Raw genomic sequence first — 24,552 nt, 5'->3', positions numbered from 1 at the left:
GTCGTCCCACCAGCCGTCCGTCGCTCCCCGAGGGGAGCAAGCGTTCAGCCTTGCCGAATTACCAGTCTGCCACCCTGCCGCTGGACGACGACCTTGCCCGGGAGATTGATGGCTCCCTGGCCGCGCCAGCCGGTGATCAGACGGTCGACTTCCTCGATGTGACGGGCGAAGAGCGAACCGGCCGGGACGCCTGCCTCGATGGCCGCCTGGCGCAGGATGCGGCGCCGCACGGCGGGCGGCAGGGCGTAGAGCTTGGCGCACTCCAGGAGGCCCGCGGCGTCGCGTACGGAGGCCTCGGCCTGGCGGGCCCAGGCGTCGAGGGCGTCGGCGTCGTCGCGGGAGAGCTGGGCCGTACGGGCGAGGGCCTCGACGACTCCTTTGCCGAGCGCCTTCTCCAGGGCGGGCAGGCCTTCGTGGCGCAGCCGGGAGCGCGTGTAGGCGGGGTCGGTGTTGTGCGGGTCGTCCCAGACGGGCAGGGACTGGACCATGCAGGCCTTGCGCGCGATCTGCCGGTCGAGTTCGAGGAAGGGCCGGCGATAACGGCCGTCGGCCCCCGAGACCGCGGCCATGCCGGACAGCGAGCGGGTGCCGGAGCCGCGGGCGAGGCCGAGCAGGACGGTTTCGGCCTGGTCGTCGCGGGTGTGGCCGAGCAGGACGGCGGCGGCGCCGTGGCGTTCGGCCGCGGCGTCGAGGGCGGCGTAGCGGGCGTCGCGCGCGGCGGCCTCGGGACCGCCTTCGCGGCCGACGGTCACGGCGGTGGACTCGACGGGGTCCAGGCCGAGTTCCCGCAGCCTGAGGGCGACTTCCTCGGCGCGCAGGTCGGAGCCGGGCTGGAGGCCGTGGTCGACGGTGACGCCGCCGGCGCGGATGCCGAGCTTGGGAGCCTCGAAGGCGAGGGCGGAGGCGAGAGCCATGGAGTCGGCACCGCCGGAGCAGGCCACGAGTACGAGCGGCGACGGCGGGCGCTCGTGAGAGCTCTGCTCGCCAGGAGCGGCACGGTCAGCAGAAGCGTGATGGTCGTCGAGGACGTCGTGGAGGACGCGGCGGACCGCCAGGCGTATCGCCGCGACCGCAGGATGGGGACCCATGTCCGGTTCCCTTCATGAAGTTTTCGGGGGGTGAGCCCGAGATTCGGTCACTCAGAGTGTGTAGATGGTGACAGAACCGGGGCGTTCCCCGAGCATTGCACGCCTACCCCTCGCTCACGGTCCCTCGGACGGGTGATTGAAGGGGCGTTTGCCTGCCGTCGGCCGGATTCCTCTCACGACGTCCGTACACGGTTCACGACTCGGCCTTGCGGTGCACCCGCGCGACCCAGTCCGCCGGTTTGGCGATCTCCGTCTTGGTCGGGAGCGTGTTGGGGGAGGTCCACACGCGGTTGAAGCCGTCCATGCCGACCTGGTCGACGACGGCCCGCACGAAGCGTTCACCGTCGCGGTACTGCCGGAGTTTGGCGTCCAGGCCGAGCAGCTTGCGCAGAGCCATGTCCAGGCGAGAGGCGCCCTTGGCCCGCCGCTGCTGGAACTTCTCGCGGATCTCGGCGACGCTCGGTACGACGGCCGGACCCACTCCGTCCATGACGAAGTCGGCGTGGCCCTCCAGGAGGGACATCACGGCCGTGAGGCGGCTCAGGATCTCCCGCTGGGCCGGCGTTTGCACGATCTCCACGAGGGAGCGTCCGCCGTCGTCCTCCTCCTCGCCCTCGGGACGCCCGCCGGCCAGCGACTGGGCGGCCTCCCGGATGCGCTCCAGGACGGTCATGGGATCGACCTCGGTCTCCCCGAGGAACGACTGGATTTCGCCCTCCAGATGGTCACGCAGCCAGGGCACGGCCGTGAACTGCGTGCGGTGCGTCTCCTCGTGCAGACACACCCAGAGGCGGAAGTCGTGGGGCTGGACGTCGAGTTCGCGCTCCACGTGCACGATGTTCGGGGCGACCAGGAGGAGTCGGCCGCCGCCGTTCTCCCCCGCCGGGAGTTCGCGGGTGGCCGGGGCGAAGGTCTCGTACTGGCCGAGGACGCGGGAGGACAGGAACGACAGGAGCATCCCGAGCTCGACGCCCGTCACCTTGCCGCCGACGGCCCCGAGGACCGCGCCGCCGGGGGTGTTGCCGCGTCGCTCCTGCATCTTCTCCAGGAGCGGTTTGAGGATCTCCCTGAACCCGGCGACGTTCGCCCGGACCCAGCCGGGGCGGTCGACGACGAGTACGGGAGTGTCGTGGACGCCTTCCGTCCCCATCCGGGTGAAGCCGCGGACGTGTTCCTCCGAGGCCTTGGCGTGCCGGCGCAGTTCCGCGACGACGGCCCGGGCCTCGTCGCGGCTCACGTCGGGGCCCGGCCGCACGAGCCGGGTCGCGGTCGCCACCGCGAGATTCCAGTCGACCATCTCGGCACCACCGATGCTCGTCATGCGTCAACCGTACGTGAGCGTTCCCACTTGGGGCAGGCCGCGCGGGAGGGCAAGGCGGGCGCCGGGTCAGCCGCAGCCGCAGGCCGCCAGCGCCGAGGCGGTGCGATCCAGCGCGCTCTGCGCCGCTCCCGGATCCGTCGTGTCCGAGGTCAGGAACGCGAAGGCCAGCAGCCGGCCGTCCTGGTCCACGACCGTCCCGGCCAGGGTGTTCACCCCGGTCAGGGTGCCGGTCTTCGCCCGTACGACGCCTGCCGCGCCGTCCGTGTAACGGCTGGTCAGGGTGCCGGTGAAGCCGGCCACCGGGAGGCCGGTGAGGGCGGGTCTCAGGTCCGGGTGGGCCGGGTCGCCCGCCTTCACCAGCAGGGACGTCAGCAGGTTCGCGGTGAGCCGGTCGGCGCGGTCGAGTCCGCTGCCGTCGTGGAAGTCGGCGCCGGCGAGCGGGAGTCCGAGCTTCTTCAGCTGGGCACGGATCGCCTTGCCGCCGCCCGCGAAGTCGGCGCGCTGCCTGTCCGCCACGGCGGTCTGGCGGGCGAGGGCCTCGGCGATGTCGTTGTCGCTGTTGGTCAGCATGCGTTCGACCAGGGCGGACAGGGGTGGCGAGAGGACCTCGGCGAGGTTCTCGGCGCGGCCGGTCGCCTTGGAGGGTCCGGGTGAGGTCGTCCTGATGCCGTTGTCCGACAGGAACCGGGCGAACGTGCGGGTCGCGGCCGCCGCCGGGTCCGTCGTACGCGGCGCCGGTCCACTGGCCGTGTCGTCGGTGCGGGCCTCGTCCACCATCAGGGCGCTGACGGGGGCGAGGTTGTCGTTGACCCCGATCGGGTGGATCTCGGAGCCCGCGTAGAGGGTCTTGTCGTAGGACAGCGTGACGGTCGTGATGTCCCGCTTCTTCAGGGCCGTGGCGGTCTCCTCGGCCAGTTCGCGCAGGCTCGCCCAGCCCTCGGCGTCCGCGCGGGCGGTGAGCGTGGGGTCGCCGCCGCCGACAAGGACGAGCTCCTTGGTGTCCGCTTCCAGGGCCGTGCGCGTGATGAGGCGGTGGTCGGCGCCGAGGGCGGACAGGGCGGCGACGGCGGTGGCGATCTTCGTGGTGGAGGCGGGGGTCAGTGCCGTGCCGGCACCCGCGCCGTAGAGCCGCTTGCCGGTGGCGACGTCCACGACGGCCGCCGTGTGGCGGGTGCCGAGTGCGGTGTTGCCGAGGAGCGGGTCGAGGACGGCGGCGAGCGCCGTGCCGGTCGGGGCGGACTTCACCGTGTTGGCCGCGCCGCCCAGTGCGGTGAGCACGGACGGGGCGCTCGGAGCGGGGCGCGGCCCGGCGGCCGTCGTACCGGAATCGCCTCCGTGATCTGTGCCACCCGTCCGCTCGAGGGCGACCGCCCGGTCCCGCTCGGCCGTACGCTGACCCGAGGAGTCCCACGGACCGGCGGCGGTCGCCACGGTGGCGGCCAGCGCCAGACCGGCGGTGGCGGCGCCGGCGGTGTACTGCCAGGTCTTGACGGTCTTCGGGCGAGGAATCCGTGCAAGCCGTGTGACCTGCGGTTTCACGGCGGCGACGGTCCGTGCGAGATACGGCTGTACGGCGTCCGTGGCCCGGGTCAGTCCTGGACGTACGGCGCCCGCGGCGCGTGCCAGACGCGGTCGTACGGCGTTTGCGACCCGCGTCGCATGCGGTCTCGCGGCCCGCCAAGGCCTCAGTTCAGGCACGACCAACAGCCCCTTTCGCGATCACACACCAGCGTGAGGGACACTTAACCACCAGAACTATGTGTTGATCATGGAGGAGCCACCGGTGGAGTTCGACGTCACGATCGAGATCCCGAAGGGTTCGCGGAACAAGTACGAGGTGGACCACGAGACCGGTCGGATCCGCCTGGACCGTCGACTCTTCACCTCGACCGCCTACCCGACCGACTACGGCTTCGTCGAGAACACCCTCGGCGAGGACGGCGACCCGCTGGACGCGCTGGTCATTCTTGACGAGCCGACGTTCCCGGGCTGCCTCATCAAGTGCCGTGCGATCGGCATGTTCCGCATGACGGACGAGGCCGGCGGTGACGACAAGCTGCTGTGCGTCCCGGCGACGGACCCGCGGGTGGAGCACCTGCGCGACATCCACCACGTCTCCGAGTTCGACCGCCTGGAGATCCAGCACTTCTTCGAGGTCTACAAGGACCTGGAGCCCGGCAAGTCCGTCGAGGGCGCCGACTGGGTCGGCCGCGTCGATGCCGAGGCCGAGATCGAGCGGTCCTACAAGCGCTTCAAGGACCAGGGCGGCCACTGAGCCCTGTGCCTCTGACGGGCCGCACGCGCACGCGTGCGGCCCGTCAGCATGCCCGCGCATACTGAGGCCTACGGAATGTGTCGTTCAGGGAGCGTTACGGAGTGACGGAGGCGGAGCACCGCAAGCCGCAGTCGGACGAGGCCAGGAGTTTCTACGACTCCGAGATCACGTCCGAGTTCGCCGTTCCCGACGGGCTCGCCATGCCCAGAACCATCGGCGGCGAGCCGGAGACCACGTCCGAGTTCGCGCTCCCGAAGGGGCTGGACGTCCCGCAGCCGCCGACCGCGGAGCCCGAGGGGTCGGCGTTCAGTACGCCCCGCACCTACAGCGCGAAGGACGCGCCGCCCGCGTTCACCCCGCCGACCGGCATACCGGTGGTCAGCCTCACCAAGGACGTGCCCTGGCAGGACCGGATGCGCACGATGCTGCGGATGCCGGTGGCCGAGCGGCCCGCGCCGGAGCTGGTGCACAAGCCCGAGGACGAGGCCGGTCCGGCCGTCCCGCGCGTGCTCGACCTGACCCTGCGTATCGGCGAGTTGCTGCTCGCGGGCGGTGAGGGCGCGGAGGACGTGGAGGCGGCGATGTTCGCCGTCTGCCGGTCCTACGGCCTGGACCGCTGCGAGCCGAACGTCACCTTCACCCTGCTGTCGATCACGTACCAGCCGTCGCTCGTGGACGATCCCGTGACGGCCTCCAGGACCGTACGGCGGCGCGGCACCGACTACACGCGCCTTGCGGCCGTGTTCCAGCTCGTGGACGACCTCAGCGACCCCGAGACGGCCATCTCCCTGGAGGACGCCTACCGGCGGCTCGCGGAGATCCGCCGCAACCGGCACCCGTATCCGACCTGGGTGCTCACGTCGGCGAGCGGGCTGCTCGCGGGGGCGGCCTCCGTGCTGGTCGGCGGTGACCTGCTCGTGTTCGTCGCGGCCATGCTGGGGGCGATGCTCGGCGACCGGCTGGCGTGGCTGTGCGCGGGGCGCGGGCTGCCGGAGTTCTACCAGTTCACGGTCGCCGCGATGCCGCCCGCCGCGATCGGGATCGCGCTGACGCTGGCCCACGCGGACGTGAAGGCGTCCGCGGTCATCACCGGTGGGCTGTTCGCGCTGCTGCCCGGGCGGGCGCTGGTGGCGGGCGTCCAGGACGGGCTGACCGGCTTCTACATCACCGCGTCGGCCCGGCTCCTCGAGGTCATGTACTTCTTCGTGGGCATCGTGGTCGGCGTGCTGGTGATGCTCTACGTCGGCGTGCAGCTGGGGGCGCATCTCAACCCCGACGAGGCGCTGTCGACGGATTCGCGGCCGCTGTGGCAGATCGCGGCGTCGATGCTGCTGTCGCTGACCTTTGCCGTGCTGCTTCAGCAGGAACGATCCACCGTGCTGGCCGTCACGTTGAACGGCGGTGTGGCCTGGTGTGTGTACGGCGCGATGCACTACACCGGCGAGTTCTCCCCGGTTGCCTCCACGGCTGTCGCGGCGGGACTGGTCGGTTTGTTCGGGCAGTTGCTGTCCCGGTACCGGTTCGCGTCCGCCCTGCCGTACACGACCGCGGCGATCGGGCCCCTGCTGCCGGGGTCCGCCACGTACTTCGGGTTGCTGTCGATCGCTCAGAGCCAGGTCGACGAAGGGCTGGTGTCGCTGTCGAAGGCGGCGGCGCTTGCCATGGCCATCGCCATCGGGGTGAACCTGGGATCTGAGATCTCCCGGTTGTTCCTGAGGGTCGGTTCCGCGGGGAAGCGGCGGGCCGCCAAGAGGACGCGGGGGTTCTGACCCGCGCCCCCGGCAGTGCTCAGTACCCCTGGTTGTAGGGGTTCTGCTGGCTCTGCTGGCCGTACTGCTGGTTGCCGTAGTTCTGCGGGTACTGCTGGGCGTACGGCTGCTGTTGCTGCGGCTGCTGCGGCTGCGGCTGCGGCTGCTGGCCGTAGTACTGGTCGTAGCCGTTCTGCTGCTGAGGGGGCTGCTGGTCGTCCGACGGGATGCGGCGGAGCTGGGTCGTCGCGTCGTCCATGGGCTGGTACGGCTGCTGGGGCGGGGCCTGGGCCGCCGCCCGCTTCTTCTTTCCGCGCTCCCGGAGGTACTCGATGATGATCGGGACCACCGAGACCAGGACGATCAGGACGAGGATCGCCTCGACGTTCTTCTTGATGGCGTCGATCTGGCCGAGCCAGTAGCCGGCGAGGGTGACGCCCGTGCCCCAGGCCACGCCGCCGATCACGTTGTACGTCAGGAAGGTGCGGTACTTCATCCGGCCGGCGCCGGCCACGATGGGGGCGAAGGTGCGCACGATCGGGACGAAGCGGGCCAGGACGATGGCCTTGGGGCCGAACTTCTCCATGAACTCGTGGGCCTTCTCCAGGTTCTCCTGCTTGAAGAGCTTGGAGTTGGGGCGGCTGAAGAGCCTCGGCCCGAAGAACTTGCCGATCATGTAGCCGACCTGGTCGCCGAGGACGGCGGCCAGCACGATGAGTGTGCAGACCAGCCACAGGGGCTGGCTGATGAAGTTCCCCTCGGCCACGAACAGGCCCGCCGTGAACAGCAGGGAGTCGCCCGGCAGGAACGCGAAGAGGCCCGACTCGGCGAAGACGATCAGCAGGATGCCTGGCAGGCTGAAGGTCTCGATCAGATAGTCGGGGCTGAGCCACTCGGGGCCGAGCGCGAGCGTGGTCACGGGATTGTGGCTCCTGCGTGTGGGTGCGGGCTGGGACTGGCTGCCCAAAGTATCAACGCAGCCGTGATGGCCCAGGTTCCATGCGGCTCCCCAGGATGCACTGTGCCCGGTCTGGGACAAAGCTGTGAGCCATGGGTATTGACGAATACGGCGGTGGCCAGGGGCCCCAGCCAGACGTGCTCGTGGTGACGACGAACGACGTACCCGGCCACCGGGTCCAGGAGGTGCTGGGCGAGGTCTTCGGGTTGACCGTGCGCTCCCGGCACATCGGCAGCCAGATCGGTGCCGGGCTGAAGTCGATGGTCGGCGGTGAGCTCAAGGGGCTCACGAAGACGCTGGTGCAGACCCGCAACCAGGCCATGGAGCGGCTCGTCGAGCAGGCACGCGCGCGTGGGGCGAACGCCGTGCTGATGTTCCGCTTCGACGTGACGGAGGCGGCGGACGTCGGCACGGAGGTGTGCGCCTACGGCACGGCGGTGGTCCTGACCCGGGAGTAGACCCCGGGTCAGGGGCTGGGCGTGGCGTGGCCTAAGCAGTGTGGCGGGCCGCGTTCGCCCCGATCGCGTCCCTGAGGTGCTCGGCGAGACCGGGGCGCATGGAGTCGTAGAACGCCTTGAAGCGCTCGTCCGACACGTACATCTCGGCCAGGCCCTGGTGCATCTCGTACGGGCAGTCGTAGAACCAGGCGCAGATGTGCCGCCGGTGTTCCTCGGCCATGTCCATGGCCGCCGGGGAGGTCGGTGCGTCACCGGCGGCCATCAGGGCGTCGTAGCGCTCGCCCCAGTCGGCGACCTCGGCCTGCATGCGTTTCCAGTCGTCCTTGGTGTAGCGGGCTGCGCGGCGCTGCGACTCGGCGTACGCCTCCGTGCCGACCCAGCGCTGTTCCGCCTCCTGCGCGTACTGCTCCGGGTCCTTGTCCCCGAACACCTCGAACTTCTCCTCCGGCGTGAGATTGATCCCCATCGTGCGTGCCTCCATGGCGTGCTCCACGGCCGCCGCCATCTTCTGCAGCTTCTCGATCCGGGCGGTCAGCAGCTCGTGCTGGCGGCGCAGATGCGCGCGCGGGTCCGCGGCCGGGTCGTCGAGCAGGGCGGCGACCTCGTCGAGCGGGAAGCCGAGCTCGCGGTAGAACAGGATCTGCTGCAGCCGGTCAAGGTCGGCGTCGCTGTAGCGCCGGTGGCCCGCGTGGCTGCGCTCGCTGGGCACGAGCAGGCCGATGTCGTCGTAGTGGTGCAGCGTGCGCACCGTGACGCCGGCGAAGCCCGCGACCTGTCCCACGGAGTAGCTCACTTCGTCCGCTCCCTTCTCGGTACGCGCTCCACGGTGGCTCCTCACGCCGCGTGAGGTGCAAGCCCGGCATGAACATCTCCGGATGTCCCGACCGTTTTGTCCGCTTATCGTGTGCCCGTGGCCCAGGACACCGCGCAGCAGGCATCCGCCGCCCCGGCGACCCCGGCCCGCGCGCTGCTGCCGCTGATCCTCCCTGCTTTCGTCGTCGGGGTGGGCGCGAGTCTGCTGCTCCTCGGGGTGAGCGCGGCGGCCGAGGAGCTCCAGCACGTGCTGTGGCGGACCCTGCCGGACGCGCTGGGGGTGGGCCGCTACTCCGTGCTGTGGATGCTGGTCATGCTCACCGCGACCGGGGTGGCCGTGGGTCTGGTGGTGTGGAAGGTGCCCGGGCACGCCGGTCCCGATCCGGCCACCACCGGTCTGGACGCTCCCGTGCTGCCGCCCGCCGTGCTGCCGGGGCTGGTCCTCGCGACCGCGCTGACGCTCGCGGGCGGCCCGAGCCTGGGCCCCGAGAACCCGATCATCGCGGTGAACGTGGGGCTCGCGTTCTGGCTGGGGCGTCGGCTGGCCCCACGACTGCCGCGCGGGCTGTGGCCGGCGCTGGCGGAGGCGGCGACGATCGGCGCGCTGTTCGGAACGCCGGTGGCGGCGGCGCTGGTGATCTCCGAGGCACTGGCCGGGCGGCAGCTCAGGGGCGCGCTGTGGGACAACGTCTTCGGGCCGCTGGCGGCGGCCGCGGCGGGCGCGCTGACGACCACCCTGGTGGCCGATCCGACCTTCGACCTGGGGCTGCCCGCGTTCGGGCAGCCCGACTGGGGCGATCTGCTGGCGGTGCTGGTGGTCGCGTCGGCCGCCGCGCTGCTCGGCATGGTGGCCGTGCTGTCCTTCCCGTACGTCCACGGCGCGTTCGCGCGCCTGCGGCACCCGATGGTGGCGCTTCCGGTCGGCGGGCTCGTCCTGGGGCTGCTCGCGGCCGTCGGGGGTCATCTGACGCTTTTCAAGGGGCTCGACGAGATTGGCGAACTGGCGGCCGATCCGGCGGGCTGGTCGGCCGGGGAGTACGCCACGATGACGGTGGTGAAGCTGGCCGCACTGCTCGTCGCGGCCTCCTGCGGCTTCCGGGGCGGGCGGATCTTCCCGGCTGTGTTCGTCGGCGTCGCCTTCGGGCTGTGCGCCCACGCGCTCGTGGACGCCGTGCACCCGGCCCTCGGCGTGGGGGCCGGGGTACTGGGCATGCTGCTGGCCGTCACCCGGCAGGCCTGGGTGAGTCTGTTCGTCGCCGCCGTGCTGGTGACTTCGCCCGCGATCCTCGCGCTGCTGTGCATCGCCTCCCTGCCGGCCTGGCTGCTGGTGACCGGGCGTCCGCAGATGCAGGTGCACGAGGACGGAACCCCGGTCCGCTGACCGACGACCCGGTGAGGCTCTAGCGGCTCAGGCGCGCGAACCGCCGTAGGGCCAGCGGGAAGAACACCGCCAGAAGGGCCAGCGGCCAGAGGACCGCGGCCCACAGGTGACCCGGTTCGCCGCCGGGGCCGCCCAGCTGGTCGCGGACGGCCGTCGCCGTCTGGGACATCGGGTTCCAGTCGACGACCGTGCCCAGCCAGCCGGGCATGGAGTCCGGGGTCGCGAAGGCGTTGGACAGGAAGCCGACCGGCCAGACCAGGATCTGCACGGCCTGCACCATCTCCGGCTTCCCGGCGACCATCGCCAGATGGATGCCGATCCAGAGCATCGCGAACCGGAAGAGCAGCAACAGGCCCACCGCGGCCAGGAGTCCGCCGACGCCTCCGTGGACCCGCCAGCCGATCGCGTGGCCGACGCCGATCATCGCGGCCAGGCTCAGCACGGACTGGAGCATGTCGGCGGCCGAACGGCCCACCAGAACGGCCCCGTTGGCCATCGGCATGGACCGGAAGCGGTCGATCACGCCCTTGTTGAGATCCTGGGTGACGGCGATCATGGTCGCCTCCAGCCCGAACGCCATGGTCAGCGCGAGCATCCCCGGCACCAGATAGTCGACGTACTCCCCCTCGACGCCCCGGCCGCCGCCGACGAGATAGCCGAACATCAGCAGCAGCATCACGGGGAAGACCAGCCCGACGAGGACCCGCACCGGCTGCCGTGCCCAGTGGGCGAGTTCGCGCCGGGTCATGGTCCAGGAATCGGTCAGCGCGTACGTGCTCACACGGCCTCCTTCACTCGGTGGTCGTCACCGGTGAGGTGCAGGAACACCTCGTCCAGCGTGGGCCGGCGCAGGACCACGTCCTCCGCCTCGATTCCGGCCGCCTCCAAAGCCCGTACGACACCGGAGAGCGCCGCCATCCGGTCGGTGACCGGGGCACTGAGCAGTCGGCGGTCGGGGTCGACCGAGACCCCGGACGCGTCGAGAGGCAACAGGGCGACGGCCGCGCCCAGTTGGACCCCGTCCCGCAGGACCACGTCGATGCGGTCGCCGCCGGTTCGCGCCTTCAGCTCGTCCGCCGTGCCGTCGGCGACGACCCGGCCCCGGTCGACGAGGGAGATGCGGTCGGCGAGCTGGTCGGCCTCCTCCAGGTACTGCGTGGTCAGCAGGACCGTCGTACCGCCGCCGACCAGGGAGCGGACCGCGGCCCACACCTCGGAGCGGCCGCGCGGGTCGAGGCCGGTGGTGGGTTCGTCCAGGAACAGCACCTCCGGGTCGCGGATGAGGGAAGCGGCCAGGTCGAGGCGGCGCCGCATGCCGCCGCTGTAGGCGCGGACCGGCTTGCGCCCGGTGTCGGCCAGGCCGAAGTGCTCCAGGAGTTCGTCGGCGCGCACACGCGCGTGGCGGGCGCCCAGGTGGTAGAGACGGCCGAACATCTCCAGGTTCTGGCGGCCGCCGAGCTCCTCGTCGAGGGCCGCGTGCTGGCCGAGCAGGCCGATCCGCAGCCGTACGTCATAGGCCTCGCTCTCCACGTCGTGGCCCGCCACCTCGGCGCGGCCCTCGTCCGGGCGCAACAGGGTGGACAGGACGCGGACCAGGGTGGTCTTTCCCGCGCCATTGGGGCCGAGCACGCCATGGACGCTTCCGCGCGCGACCCTCAGGTCGAGCCCGTCCAGGGCGGCCTTGTCGCCGTACCGCTTCCGCAGGCCTTCCGCGACGATCACGTCGGTCATCGAGGCACCCTCCAGGATCAGCATGTAGTCAAACTTGACTACATGCCCAAAGTAACGCTGCGGAGCGCATTCGTCAAACTTGATTAGCGAGCGTCCCCGGGGTGCCGCTCCCCCGTCGCGTACGGGTTCTCCTCGCCCTCGGCGAGGACACCGACGAACGGGGCGCCCTCCCCGGCGAAGGTGTACGCCCCGCCCTCGATACGGGCGATGAGCCCCTGGGTCCACTCCGCCTCGGCGTCGGCCGTGTGGATCCAGAGGTTCATGATCTCGCCGATGTGGCCGAGCTGTTCCGGGCCGTCCTCGGGCACGTAGTGCTCGGTGACGGAGGAACGCCACGCCTCGATCCCGCGGATCCGCTCCTTCAGCAGCGCCACGGCCTCGGCGCGCGGCAGTTCGACGATGAAGCCGATCGCCGCCGACTTGACGTCCATCTTCTGGTCGTACGAGGTCAGCGCCTCGCGCACCAGCCTGAAGCACTCCTCGGTGCCGGCCTCGGTGATCTCGTACTCCGTGCGCGGCGGGCCGCCCGCGGTGGACGGCGCCGTCTCGTGCTCGATCAGCAGCCCTTGCTTCGCCATCTGCTTCAGGGCGTGGTAGATCGAACCGGGCTTGGCGTTGGACCACTCGTGCGCGCCCCAGTACTCCAGGTCGTTGCGCACCTGGTAGCCGTGGGCCCGCCCGTGCTGGCGCACCGCGCCGAGCACGAGAAGACGGATCGCTGACATGCGGTCCAGGTTAGGACGTCACTTTCCGGCGAGCGCAACCAGCTCGAACGCCGTCTTCCCGTCGAGGGACTCGCGGATGATGTCCGCGTGCCCGGCATGCCGGGCCGTCTCCCGGATCAGGTGCAGAAGCACCCAGCGCACGGAGACCCGGCCCCCGGGCGGGAACCAGGGCTGGTCAGGGAGCGGGAAGGTGTCGTCGAGGCTCGGCACCGAGCGGGCGAACGCCTCCGTCTCGGCGGCCACCTTCTCCCAGTACGCCAGCTGCGACTCGACGGTCTCGTCGTCGACCAGGGCGAAACACTCGTGCCAGTTCGACGGGTCCCGGTGCACGGCCGGCTCCTCGGCCCTGGCGCGGGCGATCCAGCCCTGCTCGGTCTCGGCGACATGCTTGACCAGCCCGGCCAGGGAGAGCTCGCTCACGCTCGGCCGGCTCACGGCCTGCTCGTGCGTCAGCCCGAGCACCGCGCGCCGGACCCCGCCGCGCTGCTCCTCCAGGAAGGACAGGAGCGCTCCGCGCTCGTCGCCGTACTCCTCCGCGGGAACGTGAGTGACCATGACCGCCGCCTTTCGTCGGGCTCGGGGGGCCTTCCCCCCGACACCCACGAAGCTACGGGCCCTTGAGGACAGTTCCGGTCCTCAAAGGCCCGCGCGGCAGCGGTCGTACGCCAGAAATCAGAACGGGAAGCCGCTCCGGCCGTGCTGGACCGAGATCCACTTGGTGGTGGTGAAGGAGTCCAGCATGGTGTCGCCGTTCAGGCGGCCGATGCCGGACTGCTTCTCGCCGCCGAAGGGGACGATCGGCTCGTCGTGGACGGTGCCGTCGTTGACGTGGAACATGCCGGTGTCGATCTGCTTGGCGAAGGCGACACCGCGCTCGATGTTCGCGGTGTGGACGGCGCCGCTGAGGCCGTACGGGGTGTCGTTGACCAGACGGACGGCCTCCTCCTCGCCGTCGAAGGTGACGAGGAGGGCGACCGGACCGAAGAGCTCCTGCTTGAGGAGGGGCGAGTTCGCGGGCAGGTCCGTCAGGACGGAGGGCTCGACCAGGTTGTCCGTCCTGGTGCCGCGCACCAGGGCCGTCGCGCCGTCGGCGAGCGCCTGCTCGACGGCACCCGAGATGGCGTCCGCCTGCGAGGAGTTGATGACCGGGCCGATGACCGTCTCGGGGTCGCGCGGGTCGCCGGCCTTCAGCGTCCGCACCTTGGCGACGAACTTCTCGGTGAACTCCTCGGCGACCGACCGGTCCACGAGGACGCGGTTGGCGGCCATGCAGACCTGGCCCTGGTGGACGTAGCGGCTGAAGACGGCGGCGTCGACCGCGTAGTCGAGGTCGGCGTCGTCGAGGACCACGAGGGCGCTGTTGCCGCCCAGTTCGAGGACCGAGCGCTTGAAGTGCTGGGCGCAGACGGTGGCCACGTGGCGGCCGACCTTGTCGGAGCCGGTGAAGGAGATGACCTTCGGGATCGGGTGCTCGAGGAAGGCGTCGCCGATCTCGGCGATGTCGGTGATGACGACGTTGAGCAGACCGGCGGGCAGCCCCGCATCCTCGAAGATCTTCGCGACCAGGGAGCCGCCGACGATCGGCGTGTTCTGGTGCGGCTTGAGGACGACGGCGTTGCCGAGCGCGAGCGCGGGGGCGACCGACTTGATCGACAGCAGGAAGGGGAAGTTGAAGGGGCTGATCACACCCACCACGCCGACCGGCACGCGGTAGACGCGGTTCTCCTTGCCGTCCACCGGCGAGGGGATGATCCTGCCCTCGGGACGCAGCGAGAGATTGATCGCCTCGCGCAGGAACTCCTTGGCGAGGTGGAGTTCGAAGCCGGCCTTCAGGCGGGTGCCGCCGAGCTCCGCGATGATCGCCTCGGCGATCTCCCCCTCACGCTCCTCGATCAGCCGGAGCGCCCTCTCGAACACCGCACGGCGGGCGTAGGGGTTGGTCTCGGCCCACTTCTTCTGTGCGCGGGCGGCGGCCTGGTACGCCTCGTCGACCTCGTCGACCGTGGCTATCGTGATCGATGCCAGCTTCTCGTCGTCGTACGGGTTGAAGTCGATGATGTCCCAGGAGCCCGTACCCGGGCGCCACTCACCGTCGATGTACTGCTGGGCCAGGTCGGTGAAGTACGACGACATGTGATCCCCAAATCACTAGCAGACACACGATCAACGTCACGGTCTGATCACACGTCATCGTACTGGCGCAGCACGCCAGTTGGGCACGCTGAGCAATCTTCTGGGGAGAACCCTAGGAGTGTTGGCGGAGATCCTGCGCGCTCAGGAGAGTTGGAGGAGACCGCGCAGCAGATCCCGGCTCTCGTCCGGGCCCGGGCTGTCCTGCTGGAGTTCCTTCAGCGCCTTCTCGTACTGCGCGACGTCCTCGCGCTTGTCCAGGTAAAGCGCGCTGGTGAGCTGCTCCAGGTAGACGACGTCCGTCAGATCGGACTCCGTGAAGCTGAGGATCGTGAAGGCGCCGCTCTCACCGGAGTGGCCGCCGAAGCCGAACGGCATGATCTGCAGCCGTATGTTGGGGCGTTCGGAGAGCTCGATGAGGTGCTGGAGCTGTCCGCGCATCACCTCGCGGTCGCCGTACGGCCGGCGCAGCGACGCCTCGTCGAGTACCACATGGAACTCGGGACCGCCGTCGTCGGCCAGGTACTTCTGCCGCTCCAGGCGCAGCGCCACACGCTTCTCGACGTCCGCCTCGCTCGCGCCCTTCATACCGCGCCGCACCACTGCACGTGCATACGCCTCGGTCTGCAACAGGCCGTGGATGAACTGGACCTCGTAGGCGCGGATGAGGGAGGCGGCGCCCTCCAGACCCACATAGGTGGGGAACCAGCTCGGCAGGACGTCGGAGTAACTGTGCCACCAGCCCGCGACGTTGGCCTCGCGGGCGAGAGACAGGAGCGATTTCCGCTCCTGCTCGTCCGTGATGCCGTAGAGCGTCAGCAGGTCCTCCACGTCACGCGTCTTGAAGCTCACCCGGCCCAACTCCATCCGGCTGATCTTCGACTCGGACGCGCGGATCGAGTAGCCCGCCGCCTCGCGCGTGATGCCCCGCGCTTCCCGCAGTCGCCTGAGTTGCGAGCCGAGCAGCATCCGCCGCACCACCGATCCGGGCTCTCCCGCGCTCACGTTCGCCAGCCTCCCCAACGTCTTCAGGGGCCGAAGTCTGCCACTAAAACACTCCGAGCAGTACTCGTCCGATTACAGATATGGAAAGAAGCCAAAGATTCTGCACAGGGCCGAGACAGGTAGAGAGGAGGAAGAGACAAGAAGTAGTGGAGAAGATGGCGGAAAAAATGGCCAACAAGCGGTACGGGTGGGTCCAATTCGGTCAGCTGCACGTGCATCTGCACCTTGCATCTGCATCGCTCATCCGAAACCATGGTCCCGCGCAACCGCTGCATCGCAACGACCGCGAGTTCCCGGGAGTGCCTCGCATGGGGATGAATGGATCGACCATGCTCGAGCCGTTAAGGCAGGGCCTTCCGCCGCTGGATCCTGCGGCCGTGTCCGACGCCGCCTCCTGTTCGCTGCCCGCCCGCTACGAAGCGGTGGGCGACGCACGGCGGTTCACCCGCAGAACGCTCGAGCACTGGGAGCTGAGCGACCACTTCGACGACATCTGTCTCGTGGTCTCCGAGCTGGTCACCAACGCGCTGCGGCACGCGGTGCCGGTGACCGGTGTGCACACCGAGGAGCAGAATCCGCCTGTGCGGCTGCACCTGATGCGGTGGACCGAGCGACTGGTGTGCGCGGTGCGCGACCCCAGCCAGGACAGTCCGGTCGCGGGTGATTCCGACGACTTCTCGGCGGAGTCCGGGCGCGGGCTGTTCCTCGTCGACTCCTTCAGCGACAGCTGGGGCTGGCATCCGATGGCGGGGACGCTGGGCGGCAAGCTGGTCTGGGCGCTGTTCCGGCTCCAGCCGCACGCCGGTCCGGCCGCGGCCTCCACCGAGTGATACATCGCGGCCTTTTACGACGCCACGGTTCTACGCGCGTTACACCGTGCGCTGGAGTGGTTACCCCCGGTCACCCGCAGGTGACCGGGGCTCAACCCGCTATCAGGTGGTCGAACTCGCCGTCCTTGATACCGAGGAGCATCGCCTCGATCTCCGCGCGCGTGTAGACGAGCGCGGGGCCGTCCGGGAAACGGGAGTTGCGAACCGCAACTCCCCCGTCGGGCAGGCGCGCGAACTCCACGCAGGAACCCTGCGAGTTGCTGTGCCGGCTCTTCTGCCAGGCCACCCCACGCAGAGCCGTGGCCGTCATGCCGTTGTACACGTCGAGGTCCACAGGTCGCTCCCCGGTGGTGCGGTGGCCTTGTGGCCAGTGATGCAGCGGTCAACTGGTCCGGATCATAGCTCTGTTCACGTGCAGATGCATGAGCAGATGCACGTGCACGAGGGGTGTTCCTGCGGTTACAGATGTGACGCGTGGGGCGCTAGATACGTTCCATCGTGTGCCCCAGAGCCCGCATCACATGCGTCCGCCAGCCCCCGTCCATGATCGTCCGGGCCATCAGCTGAGCGGGGTCGTCGGGATCGAAACCCTCGTGCACTAGAAAGAGACGCGTTCCGCGCCCTTCCTGTTCCACCTTCCATGTGACGGTCCAGTCCGCGGAGTTGGCCGGATCGGCGTCGGTCCACCGGAGGCTCAGCATCCGCTGCGGCTCGAACGCGAGAACCTCCACGTCGACGGTGCCGGAGAAGTTCGAGTTGGGCCTCGGGACGGAGGTCAGGGTGTACCGGTGTCCCACCTCGAGCCGGAACGCCTCCGCCCCCTGCATCTGCCACTGCACGAGCAGGTCGGGCTCGGTGAGGGCGCGCCAGACCTTGGCCGGCGGGTGCGGGAAGAAGTGGTCGACGCGGATGACCGTGAGGTCGTCGTCGGGTGCGTTGCTCATGTCACGTCATCGTCGGGCATACGGTCCAGCAGCGCGCCCAGGTCCTTCAGCCGTCCGCGCCAGAACTGCTCGTACGGATGGAGCCAGTCCTGCACCTCGGCGAGCGGGGCCGCCTCCAGCCGGTAGATGCGCTGCCGGCCGGAGCGCTGCTCGGAGACGAGGCCCGCCTCCCGCAGCACCCGCAGATGCTCGGACAGGCTCGGGCGCCGCATGTCGAAGTGGTCGGCCAGGGCCTGGACGGGCTGCGGTCCCCCGTCCCGCAGCAGCCGCAGCACCTCGCGGCGCACGGCGCTCGCGAGCGCGGCGAAGACGCGGTCGGCGTCGGCCTCGGTGGTCCCGGCCTCGACGGCCCCGGATGCGGTCATGCCGGCCTTCCTACTGGTGTGCCTCCGTCAGCAGCGTCAGACCGTTGCCGTCGGGGTCCGTGAAGGAGGCCATGCGGCCCCACGGGAACTCGTCGGGTCCCTGCACAGGGGTCCCGGCCTCCGTGAGCCGCGCACAGTCCGCGTCGACGTCGGTCGTGACCAACATGATCCCCCGCGCCGAGCCGGGCTCGAAGCCGCCCATGCCCGGACCGGAGAGCGTGAAGACGGTCTGCGCACCCTCGGGGGCGACCTGGAGCCAGCGCCCCTGGGGCAGGTCCCGGTCGGCGGTGACGGTCAGACCGAGGACATCGGTGTAGAAGCGCAGGGCGCGGTCCTGGTCGGTGACGGGGAGAGTGACGAAGGAGGCGTGGGTGATGGTCATACCGAGGAGAATAGGTAGGCCTTTCCCTACGAGTCAACCGTAGGGAAAGGCCTACCTATAGGGCCTCAGCTGCTGGAGTAGGGCAGCAGTGCCATCTCGCGGGCGTTCTTGATCGCACGGACGAGCAGTCGCTGCTGCTGGGCCGACACGCGGGTGACGCGGCGGCTGCGGATCTTGCCCCGGTCGGAGATGAACTTCCGCAGCAGGTCGGTGTCCTTGTAGTCGATGGAGGTGACCTTGGCCGCGTCCAGCGGGTTGGGCCGGTTCTTGACGGGCCTGCGGTCGGGGTTGCGAGGCATCAGACCTCCAGGAGGGTGTCGAAGGCGGGCGGGAGTCGTTTCCAGGCGTCGCGCCCCGCGGAATACTCGGCGTCGGTCAGCAGGCAGGACTCCAGGAGCCGTTCGAGGCCGTCGCGGTCAAGGCCGGGCGAGGTGAAGACGAGGTGCTGGCAGCAGTCGCCGTGCTCGGGGTGCCAGTCCATCGCCGCTGCCGCCCGGCGTACCGGCGGGACCATGTCCCACGCCGCGTCCGGGAGCGAGGCCAGCCAGGGACCGGCGCTCTCCACGCACAGGGCACCGCCGGCCGCGTCCCAGTGCAGCAGCACGTCCGGCTTGTCGGCGAGCCAGAACCGGCCCCGGCTGCGGGCCGCCGCGCAGGTGATGTCCTCCAGCGCCTCGTACAGCCGCTCCGGGTGGAAGGGCCGACGACGGTGCCAGACGAGCGTGGACACACCGTGCGCGTCGGCCTCGGCGGGCAGCAGGGCGCAGGCCGGGTGCTGGGCCGCAGCGGCGGACTCCACGTCGAATCCGGCGAGGGCGGCCCGGACCAGCGGAGAGTGCGCGGAGTGCCGTACGGGAGGGCGGGTGCCGACCGCCGGGTCCGTCCGGCGGCCGCTTCCGATCGGGACCTGGCGGGCCGTCGGATGGAGCTGGGCGAGCAGCTCACGGTCCTCCTCGTCGGCCTCCGGGGAGTCGAGGACGGCGAGGACGGGGGCGTACTCCAGCTGGCGGGCGAAGGTGTCGGCGACCGTGCGCTGATCGGTGGCCGCGGCGGCGAGACCGCGCTCGGCGAGGTCGTCGCCGTTGCCGAGGCAGGGCAGGACGAGTGCCGGGTCGACCGCGGTGATCACACCGGTGACCGTGAGACCACCGGCCGCGACCACCTCGGCCATCGCCTTGGGCTCGACGGAGTCCCACAGCTCGACAACCGCGAGGCGGAGCGTCCCGGCCGCGTCCAGGCGGCGCAGCTCCGGAACCAGGTCCTCCCGGAGCGCGCAGCACGCACAGTCGTTGACCAGCGGTGTCTCGCCGGCGGACAGGATGCCGGTGGCGTCGCGGATCGTCCGTACGACGGTGCCGGCCGCGGCCGTCGCCAGGTCGTGGTGGAGGACGACACTGCCCGGCACGTCGGCGAGCAGCTGTCCGACGGCCGCCTTGCGGGCGTCGGCGTGCAGCCCGCCGACGATCACGACGGAGAGCATCAGCCCTTCTTTCCGTACCGGCGCTCGAAGCGCTCCACGCGGCCGGCGGTGTCCAGGACGCGGGCCGTGCCGGTGTAGAAGGGGTGGCTGACGTTCGAGATCTCGACGTCGACGACCGGGTAGGTGGTGCCGTCCTCCCACTCGACCGTCTTCTCGCTCGTCATCGTCGAGCGGGTCAGGAAGGCGTAGTTCGCGGCACGGTCGCGGAAGACGACGGGGCCGTAGGCGGGGTGGATTCCCTGGCGCACGAGGATCAGCGCTCCTCTCGGAAGTCGACGTGACGGCCGGCGACCGGGTCGTACTTCCGCAGGGTCATACGGTCCGGGTCGTTGCGGCGGTTCTTGCGGGTCACATAGGTGAAGCCGGTCCCGGCGGTGGACCGGAGCCTGATGACCGGGCGGAGTTCGGTGCGTGCCATGCTGCTATCTTACTGAAAATGAATTCCATTTACACGCCCGCTCCGAGAGAGGTGCATCACCCGTGTCCGCCCACTGCATGCTGACCGGGGCCCAGCCGGGCTTCGGCAACCGCATCTCCCACTCCCACCGACGCACTTCGCGCCGCTTCGACCCCAACATCCAGTCCAAGCGCTACTGGCTGCCCAGCGAGGGGCGGCATGTGCGGCTGCGGCTGAGCACGAAGGGCATCAAGACCGTCGACTCGATCGGCGTCGAGGCGGCCGTGGCGCGGATCCGCGCGCGCGGCGTGCGGATCTGAGGGGAACCGGTATGGCGAAGAAGAGCAAGATCGCGAAGAACGAGAAGCGCCAGGAGATCGTCGCGCGGTACGCCGAACGGCGGGCCGAGCTGAAGGAGATCATCCGCCGCCCCTCCACCACGGACGCCGAACGGCTGGCCGCACAGGAGGAGTTGCGACGGCAGCCGCGGAACGCGAGCGCCACGCGCGTGCGCAACCGCGACCAGGTCGACGGACGGCCGCGCGGCTACTTCCGGGCCTTCGGGCTGTCCCGGGTAGGACTGCGGGAGCAGGCGCACGCGGGATATCTGCCAGGTGTCCGCACATCGTCCTGGTAACTCTCACGGGTGGTGCTGGTAGCTTGCTGCGATCCGTCCGGCAGACCGCTACAGCTTGGAGTCTCCAGTGACTACGGCGATCCTCTCGCGCCCTGTGCCGCGTCGGCGGGCCGGGCTCGCGGCCGCGGGACTGGTGGGCGCGCTCGTCCTGACCGCGTGCAGCGGCGGGGGCTCGGACGACGAGCCGTCGCCGAGCTCCAGTACGGCGGGCTCGTCGTCGGCGTCCGCCTCGGCCTCCACTTCCGGGGGGACCGGCGGTACGTCCTCCTCGTCCGCGTCCGGCGAGGTGGCGGGCAGCTGGCTGGCGACCACGGGCGGCAAGGCCGTGGCGCTGCTGGTCAACGGCGACCGGGCCGGGCTCTTCGTCACCGGCGGCACGGTGTGCAGCGGCTCCGCGAGTGCCGACACGATCCGCCTGAAGTGCACGGACGGCAGCAAGGACCGGGCGGACGGGACGATCGAGTCGGTCGGCAAGGACACTCTCAAGGTGAACTGGGAGGGCGGCATCGGCGCCGAGACCTATACCCGGGCCGAGGGCGGCAAGCTGCCGAGCGGGTTCCCGTCGGTGAGTGCGGGGTCGTAGCGGAAGGCGACGGTGGGGGCGGGCAACCGCAGCGTCCCGTCATGCGTGATGATCCATGCACCGGATCGCTCACATCAGAGGACTTCACATGCGCGCCGCCCCCCTCGCCGTCACCGCTCTCGCCGCGGCCCTGCTCCTGACCGGCTGCTCCAGTGACAGCTCCGGCTCCTCCGGTGGTGACGACAGCGCCGCCGCGAGCCCGGGCAACGGCACCACGTGCCGGATCGGCGCCATGGACGTGGAGGTCGGACCCGCCAACGTGGCCCCCGCCGCCGGGGACACCGGCAACATCCCCGTCACGCTCACCAACCAGAGCGCCGAGTGCACGCTGGACGGCTTTCCCGGCATCGACCTGAACGCCACGGACTCGTCGGCGAGCGTGTCGCCCGGCGAAGGCACGAAGTCCACGAAGCTCACCCTGGCCAAGGGCACGGCCGCGACCTTCACCCTCACGTACACGCGCGGCGAGGCCGGCGCCAAGGCGAGCCTCGACGTGAAGACCCTGAACATCGCCCTGCCGGGAGCCGGGACCGCGAAGAGCTACAAGTGGTCGTACGGCCCGGTCCAGGGCCGGAGCGACAACGCCGGTGACCCGAACGCCTCGGTCAGCGCCTTCTCCCCGGTCGGGGACTGAGCCGGGGCCGGTGTCCGACCTGCGCCCGGTCGGCCGCGCGGGCGCCCTCGGTCCAGCCGGCCTCGTCGCTGACACCGCGCAGGCGGGTCGTGGTGGTCTGCGGGAACAGCCGGTCCATGCGGTCGGTGACGGCGACCTCGCGGGAGGCGAGGACCGGCAGCAGGTCGTCGGTCACCGGGGCCTCGGCGGCGGTGCGCAGGCGGTCGCCGACGCGGTGGGCGTAGGCCGCGAGGAAGGACTGCCGGAAGGTCTTGGTGCGCCCGCGGCCGCCCGCCCGCTGGGCCGCCTCCGCCTTCGCCATCGCGGACTGCGCCTGCACGAGCAGCGAGGTGTACAGGAGCTCGACCGCCGCGAGATCACCCTCGAAGCCGACGACCGTGGAGAAGGCGAACGGTTCGTTCCACACGGCCCGGCAGTGGTTGGCGGTGGCGACCGCGTCGAGCAGCACCGCCTTCGCCTGCTCGTACGGCGGCTCGACCCCGATCCGGCAGGCGCCGGGGGCGTCCTTGGTGGGCGCATGTGCGTCGAGCAGCGCCTCGTCGACGCTGTGCCGGGCCATCAGCTCCTGCGCCTTGGCGGTGAGGGCCTCCGCCTCCTCGGGGTAGCCGGTCGCCTCCGCCTTGGCGAGCAGGGCCCGGATACGGCCGAGCATGCGGTCGTCGCCCGCGTGCTCCCGCCGGGGCTCCTCCAGCGGTTCCAGCGCGGGCAGGCGCAGCAGCAGGCGGTACAGCTCGAGTACGGCGGTGGCGTGCGTGAAGCGGTCGGGGCGGGGGGTGTTCGCGCCGGGCTCCTCCAACTGGGCCAGCTGAGCGGCCCAGCGGTGGCCGCGCGGGCGGTCCTCCGGGGCCTGCGCCCTGATCAGGGCCGTGGCGAGGCGTACGTGCGGGTCGTCCAGTTCGCGTCGCACGATCCGTACGACATCGGCGGGCTGCCAGCCGCGCCGCCAGGCCTGCGCCACGAACTCGGTGCCGCGCCGGGTCAGTTCGGCGTCCGCCTCGGGGTCGGCGGCGAGGAGGGAAGCGCCGGTGTCCAGGGCGGTGTCGTCGTCGGCGTAGAGGGCGGCCCGGAAGGCGCGGTCGACGGTGCCGCTCGGGCTGTCGCTCGCGCTGTTGTTCTTACTGCTGCTCACGGGGCGATCGTCTCACTCCCCGAAAATCGGTCGCCCACGCGCGTGTGCCGCTTCGAGCATGGCGGCATGGTGGACATGTCTCTCTACGCGGCCTTTCTCGTCGCCGCCTTCGCGCTCTGTGTCACTCCCGGCCCCGACATGATGTTCATCGTCGCGATGGGCGGCCGGGGCGGGCCCGCCGCGGGGGTGATGGCGGCGCTCGGGGTGGCCTCGGCGATGTTCGTGCACACGGTCGCGGCGGCGCTCGGTCTTTCGGCACTGTTCCAGGCCCTGCCGACGCTGTACCACGTGCTGCGCTGGGCGGGTGCGGCCTATCTGCTGTACCTCGCGGTGAAGGCGTTCCGGGACCGTTCGGTGCCGGGTGAGGACGGGGCGCCGGCCGGTCCCGGGATGCGGCGGGCCTTCTGGCAGGGGGCCGTCACCAATCTGCTCAACCCGAAGGTGATCCTGTTCAACGTGGCGTTCCTGCCCCAGTTCGTGGCGCCGGAGATGGGCCACGTGTGGGGGCAGTTCCTGGTGCTCGGGCTCACGATCACCGTGATGGGCGTCGTGGTGGACGGCCTGACCGGGCTGCTCTCCGGGAAGCTCTCGGCGCTGCTGCGACGCAGTCGGCGGGTGGCGCGCGGGCTCAACATCTTCAGCGGGTCGGTGTTCACGGGGCTGGCGGTGCGGCTGGTGGTGTCGTCGCCGAAGTAGCGGCGACGGCACGCGCGCGTGGACACCCTTCGGTGTCAACCAAGGGTTGACACCCCATGCGCGTCAACCTACGGTTGACACATGACGACCAACCCCAACATCACGTCATCCGTACGGCTCGACGACCTCATCACGGCCATCAAGAAGGTCCATGTCGAGCCCCTCGACCAGCTCCAGGACGCGGTGATCGCCGCCGATCACCTCGGGGAGGTGGCCGACCATCTGATCGGCCACTTCGTGGACCAGGCCCGGCGTTCGGGTGCCTCCTGGACGGACATCGGACGGAGCATGGGGGTCACCCGGCAGGCGGCGCAGAAGCGGTTCGTGCCGAAGGAGTCGACGGACCTGGCGGCCGACCAGGGCTTCAGCCGGTACACCCTGCGGGCCCGCAACGTGGTGATGTCGGCCCACAACGCGGCCATCACCGCCCGCAACCCCGAGGGCCGTCCCGAGCACCTCGTCCTCGGACTGCTGGCCGAACCGGAGGGCCTCGCCGCCAAGGCGCTCGTCGCGCAGGGCGTCACCCTCGACGCCGTCCGCCAGGCCGCGACCGAGGCGCTCCCGCCGGCCGCCGACGAGGTCCCCGAGCTCATCCCGTACGGCTCCGACGCCAAGAAGGTCCTGGAACTCACCTTCCGCGAGGCCCTCCGGCTGGGCCACAACTACATCGGCACCGAACACATCCTGCTGGCCCTGCTGGAGTTCGAACACGGCACGGGGGTCCTGTCCGGCCTCGGCATCGAGAAAGGGCCGGTGGAGGCCGCCATCGCCAAGGAGCTGGAGGGCTACCTGAAGCTGCAGGGAGAGCAGGGCTGAGGGGACCAGGTTCGGCGAGCCCGGGG

The 24,552-nt window shown here is 70.5% G+C and carries 31 protein-coding genes; 11 read left to right on the top strand and 20 right to left on the bottom strand.

The window, feature by feature from the left end; genetic code table 11:
* Positions 1–44 precede the first annotated feature (44 nt).
* The 3 genes from tilS to dacB all read right to left on the bottom strand — a co-directional run bounded on the left by tilS (position 45) and on the right by dacB (position 4,113).
* Positions 45–1,088: a tRNA lysidine(34) synthetase TilS gene (tilS, locus tag QF027_RS27735; RefSeq protein WP_306978070.1), complete on the bottom strand. Its 1,044-nt coding sequence runs from the start codon at positions 1,086–1,088 to the stop codon at positions 45–47.
* 193 nt (positions 1,089–1,281) lie between these two features.
* Positions 1,282–2,409, bottom strand: a complete 1,128-nt coding sequence (locus QF027_RS27730) for a zinc-dependent metalloprotease (RefSeq protein WP_266387166.1) — start codon at positions 2,407–2,409, stop codon at positions 1,282–1,284.
* Positions 2,410–2,475: 66 nt separating this feature from the next.
* Positions 2,476–4,113 carry a D-alanyl-D-alanine carboxypeptidase/D-alanyl-D-alanine endopeptidase gene (gene dacB / locus QF027_RS27725; RefSeq protein WP_306978074.1) on the bottom strand — a complete coding sequence of 546 codons (1,638 nt, stop codon included), beginning with the start codon at positions 4,111–4,113 and terminating at the stop codon, positions 2,476–2,478.
* 79 nt (positions 4,114–4,192) lie between these two features.
* On the opposite strand from dacB, the gene QF027_RS27720 reads away from it, so the two are divergent.
* Positions 4,193–4,684, top strand: a complete 492-nt coding sequence (locus tag QF027_RS27720) for an inorganic diphosphatase (protein WP_007383738.1) — start codon at positions 4,193–4,195, stop codon at positions 4,682–4,684.
* Positions 4,685–4,785: 101 nt separating this feature from the next.
* The gene (locus tag QF027_RS27715; RefSeq protein ID WP_306978080.1) at positions 4,786–6,453 is read left to right on the top strand and encodes a threonine/serine exporter family protein; all 1,668 of its coding nucleotides are present in this window, start codon (positions 4,786–4,788) and stop codon (positions 6,451–6,453) included.
* A gap of 19 nt (positions 6,454–6,472) precedes the next feature.
* Here the strand turns inward: QF027_RS27715 and QF027_RS27710 are convergent, their stop codons facing one another.
* The gene (locus QF027_RS27710) at positions 6,473–7,351 is read right to left on the bottom strand and encodes a DedA family protein (RefSeq protein ID WP_307077789.1); all 879 of its coding nucleotides are present in this window, start codon (positions 7,349–7,351) and stop codon (positions 6,473–6,475) included.
* A gap of 131 nt (positions 7,352–7,482) precedes the next feature.
* On the opposite strand from QF027_RS27710, the gene QF027_RS27705 reads away from it, so the two are divergent.
* Positions 7,483–7,848 carry a YbjQ family protein gene (locus tag QF027_RS27705; RefSeq protein ID WP_069764631.1) on the top strand — a complete coding sequence of 122 codons (366 nt, stop codon included), beginning with the start codon at positions 7,483–7,485 and terminating at the stop codon, positions 7,846–7,848.
* Positions 7,849–7,879: 31 nt separating this feature from the next.
* On the opposite strand, the gene QF027_RS27700 is transcribed toward QF027_RS27705, so the two are convergent.
* Positions 7,880–8,641 carry a MerR family transcriptional regulator gene (locus QF027_RS27700; protein ID WP_307077787.1) on the bottom strand — a complete coding sequence of 254 codons (762 nt, stop codon included), beginning with the start codon at positions 8,639–8,641 and terminating at the stop codon, positions 7,880–7,882.
* 117 nt (positions 8,642–8,758) lie between these two features.
* On the opposite strand from QF027_RS27700, the gene QF027_RS27695 reads away from it, so the two are divergent.
* The gene (locus QF027_RS27695) at positions 8,759–10,042 is read left to right on the top strand and encodes an ion channel protein (protein ID WP_307077785.1); all 1,284 of its coding nucleotides are present in this window, start codon (positions 8,759–8,761) and stop codon (positions 10,040–10,042) included.
* Positions 10,043–10,061: 19 nt separating this feature from the next.
* Here QF027_RS27695 and QF027_RS27690 read toward each other — a convergent pair whose 3' ends face one another.
* The 6 genes from QF027_RS27690 to QF027_RS27665 form a co-directional block, all read right to left on the bottom strand.
* Positions 10,062–10,823: an ABC transporter permease gene (locus QF027_RS27690; protein ID WP_306978088.1), complete on the bottom strand. Its 762-nt coding sequence runs from the start codon at positions 10,821–10,823 to the stop codon at positions 10,062–10,064.
* Entirely contained in the window at positions 10,820–11,773 is a 954-nt protein-coding gene (locus QF027_RS27685; RefSeq protein ID WP_307082510.1) for an ATP-binding cassette domain-containing protein, read from the bottom strand. The genes QF027_RS27690 and QF027_RS27685 overlap by 4 nt, the downstream gene beginning before the upstream one ends.
* Before the next feature lie 83 nt (positions 11,774–11,856).
* Positions 11,857–12,498 (bottom strand): PadR family transcriptional regulator, encoded by a 642-nt coding sequence (locus QF027_RS27680; RefSeq protein ID WP_306978090.1) that lies wholly within the window; start codon positions 12,496–12,498, stop codon positions 11,857–11,859.
* 18 nt (positions 12,499–12,516) lie between these two features.
* Positions 12,517–13,053 carry a DinB family protein gene (locus tag QF027_RS27675; RefSeq protein WP_307077782.1) on the bottom strand — a complete coding sequence of 179 codons (537 nt, stop codon included), beginning with the start codon at positions 13,051–13,053 and terminating at the stop codon, positions 12,517–12,519.
* Between the two features lie 117 nt (positions 13,054–13,170).
* Positions 13,171–14,631 carry an aldehyde dehydrogenase family protein gene (locus QF027_RS27670; RefSeq protein WP_307077780.1) on the bottom strand — a complete coding sequence of 487 codons (1,461 nt, stop codon included), beginning with the start codon at positions 14,629–14,631 and terminating at the stop codon, positions 13,171–13,173.
* A 141-nt stretch (positions 14,632–14,772) separates the two neighbouring features.
* Complete coding sequence (locus QF027_RS27665; RefSeq protein WP_306986595.1) at positions 14,773–15,597, bottom strand: helix-turn-helix domain-containing protein; 825 nt, start codon at positions 15,595–15,597, stop codon at positions 14,773–14,775.
* 344 nt (positions 15,598–15,941) lie between these two features.
* Here QF027_RS27665 and QF027_RS27660 point away from each other — a divergent pair, with 344 nt between their 5' ends.
* The gene (locus QF027_RS27660) at positions 15,942–16,463 is read left to right on the top strand and encodes an ATP-binding protein (protein WP_306978097.1); all 522 of its coding nucleotides are present in this window, start codon (positions 15,942–15,944) and stop codon (positions 16,461–16,463) included.
* 91 nt (positions 16,464–16,554) lie between these two features.
* On the opposite strand, the gene QF027_RS27655 is transcribed toward QF027_RS27660, so the two are convergent.
* The 8 genes from QF027_RS27655 to rpmG all read right to left on the bottom strand — a co-directional run bounded on the left by QF027_RS27655 (position 16,555) and on the right by rpmG (position 20,052).
* Positions 16,555–16,797, bottom strand: a complete 243-nt coding sequence (locus tag QF027_RS27655) for a DUF397 domain-containing protein (RefSeq protein WP_176742548.1) — start codon at positions 16,795–16,797, stop codon at positions 16,555–16,557.
* Between the two features lie 148 nt (positions 16,798–16,945).
* Positions 16,946–17,407 (bottom strand): SRPBCC family protein, encoded by a 462-nt coding sequence (locus QF027_RS27650; protein ID WP_307077778.1) that lies wholly within the window; start codon positions 17,405–17,407, stop codon positions 16,946–16,948.
* Positions 17,404–17,772, bottom strand: a complete 369-nt coding sequence (locus tag QF027_RS27645; RefSeq protein WP_307077775.1) for an ArsR/SmtB family transcription factor — start codon at positions 17,770–17,772, stop codon at positions 17,404–17,406. Before QF027_RS27645 ends, QF027_RS27650 begins: the two co-directional genes overlap by 4 nt.
* A 10-nt stretch (positions 17,773–17,782) precedes the next feature.
* The gene (locus QF027_RS27640) at positions 17,783–18,154 is read right to left on the bottom strand and encodes a VOC family protein (protein WP_306978104.1); all 372 of its coding nucleotides are present in this window, start codon (positions 18,152–18,154) and stop codon (positions 17,783–17,785) included.
* Between the two features lie 65 nt (positions 18,155–18,219).
* Complete coding sequence (gene rpsR / locus QF027_RS27635; RefSeq protein WP_307077774.1) at positions 18,220–18,453, bottom strand: 30S ribosomal protein S18; 234 nt, start codon at positions 18,451–18,453, stop codon at positions 18,220–18,222.
* On the bottom strand, positions 18,453–19,634 hold the full coding sequence (locus QF027_RS27630; RefSeq protein WP_306978107.1) for a CobW family GTP-binding protein: 1,182 nt from the start codon (positions 19,632–19,634) through the stop codon (positions 18,453–18,455). The genes rpsR and QF027_RS27630 overlap by 1 nt, the downstream gene beginning before the upstream one ends.
* Complete coding sequence (locus QF027_RS27625) at positions 19,634–19,882, bottom strand: type B 50S ribosomal protein L31 (RefSeq protein ID WP_306978109.1); 249 nt, start codon at positions 19,880–19,882, stop codon at positions 19,634–19,636. The genes QF027_RS27630 and QF027_RS27625 overlap by 1 nt, the downstream gene beginning before the upstream one ends.
* A 5-nt stretch (positions 19,883–19,887) precedes the next feature.
* Complete coding sequence (rpmG, locus tag QF027_RS27620) at positions 19,888–20,052, bottom strand: 50S ribosomal protein L33 (protein WP_307077772.1); 165 nt, start codon at positions 20,050–20,052, stop codon at positions 19,888–19,890.
* A 62-nt stretch (positions 20,053–20,114) separates the two neighbouring features.
* On the opposite strand from rpmG, the gene rpmB reads away from it, so the two are divergent.
* The 4 genes from rpmB to QF027_RS27600 all read left to right on the top strand — a co-directional run bounded on the left by rpmB (position 20,115) and on the right by QF027_RS27600 (position 21,885).
* Complete coding sequence (rpmB, locus tag QF027_RS27615) at positions 20,115–20,351, top strand: 50S ribosomal protein L28 (RefSeq protein WP_306978113.1); 237 nt, start codon at positions 20,115–20,117, stop codon at positions 20,349–20,351.
* An 11-nt stretch (positions 20,352–20,362) separates the two neighbouring features.
* Entirely contained in the window at positions 20,363–20,668 is a 306-nt protein-coding gene (rpsN, locus tag QF027_RS27610) for a 30S ribosomal protein S14 (protein WP_306978115.1), read from the top strand.
* 67 nt (positions 20,669–20,735) lie between these two features.
* Positions 20,736–21,251 carry a hypothetical protein gene (locus QF027_RS27605; protein ID WP_306978116.1) on the top strand — a complete coding sequence of 172 codons (516 nt, stop codon included), beginning with the start codon at positions 20,736–20,738 and terminating at the stop codon, positions 21,249–21,251.
* Positions 21,252–21,339: 88 nt separating this feature from the next.
* Complete coding sequence (locus QF027_RS27600; RefSeq protein WP_307077770.1) at positions 21,340–21,885, top strand: DUF4232 domain-containing protein; 546 nt, start codon at positions 21,340–21,342, stop codon at positions 21,883–21,885.
* On the opposite strand, the gene QF027_RS27595 is transcribed toward QF027_RS27600, so the two are convergent.
* Positions 21,857–23,014 (bottom strand): DUF2786 domain-containing protein, encoded by a 1,158-nt coding sequence (locus QF027_RS27595; RefSeq protein ID WP_306978120.1) that lies wholly within the window; start codon positions 23,012–23,014, stop codon positions 21,857–21,859. The two genes, QF027_RS27600 and QF027_RS27595, sit on opposite strands and share 29 nt — an antisense overlap.
* Before the next feature lie 66 nt (positions 23,015–23,080).
* Here QF027_RS27595 and QF027_RS27590 point away from each other — a divergent pair, with 66 nt between their 5' ends.
* A complete protein-coding gene (locus QF027_RS27590; RefSeq protein ID WP_059209145.1) occupies positions 23,081–23,710 on the top strand; it encodes a LysE family translocator in 630 nt (209 codons plus the stop codon).
* An 81-nt stretch (positions 23,711–23,791) separates the two neighbouring features.
* Complete coding sequence (locus QF027_RS27585) at positions 23,792–24,526, top strand: Clp protease N-terminal domain-containing protein (RefSeq protein WP_306978123.1); 735 nt, start codon at positions 23,792–23,794, stop codon at positions 24,524–24,526.
* Positions 24,527–24,552: the final 26 nt, after the last annotated feature.

This window comes from Streptomyces canus, from assembly GCF_030816965.1.
GTDB classification, from domain to species: domain Bacteria; phylum Actinomycetota; class Actinomycetes; order Streptomycetales; family Streptomycetaceae; genus Streptomyces; species Streptomyces canus_E.
Note: the sequence above shows the minus strand (reverse complement) of the source record. Positions and strands in the feature narration are given on the sequence as shown.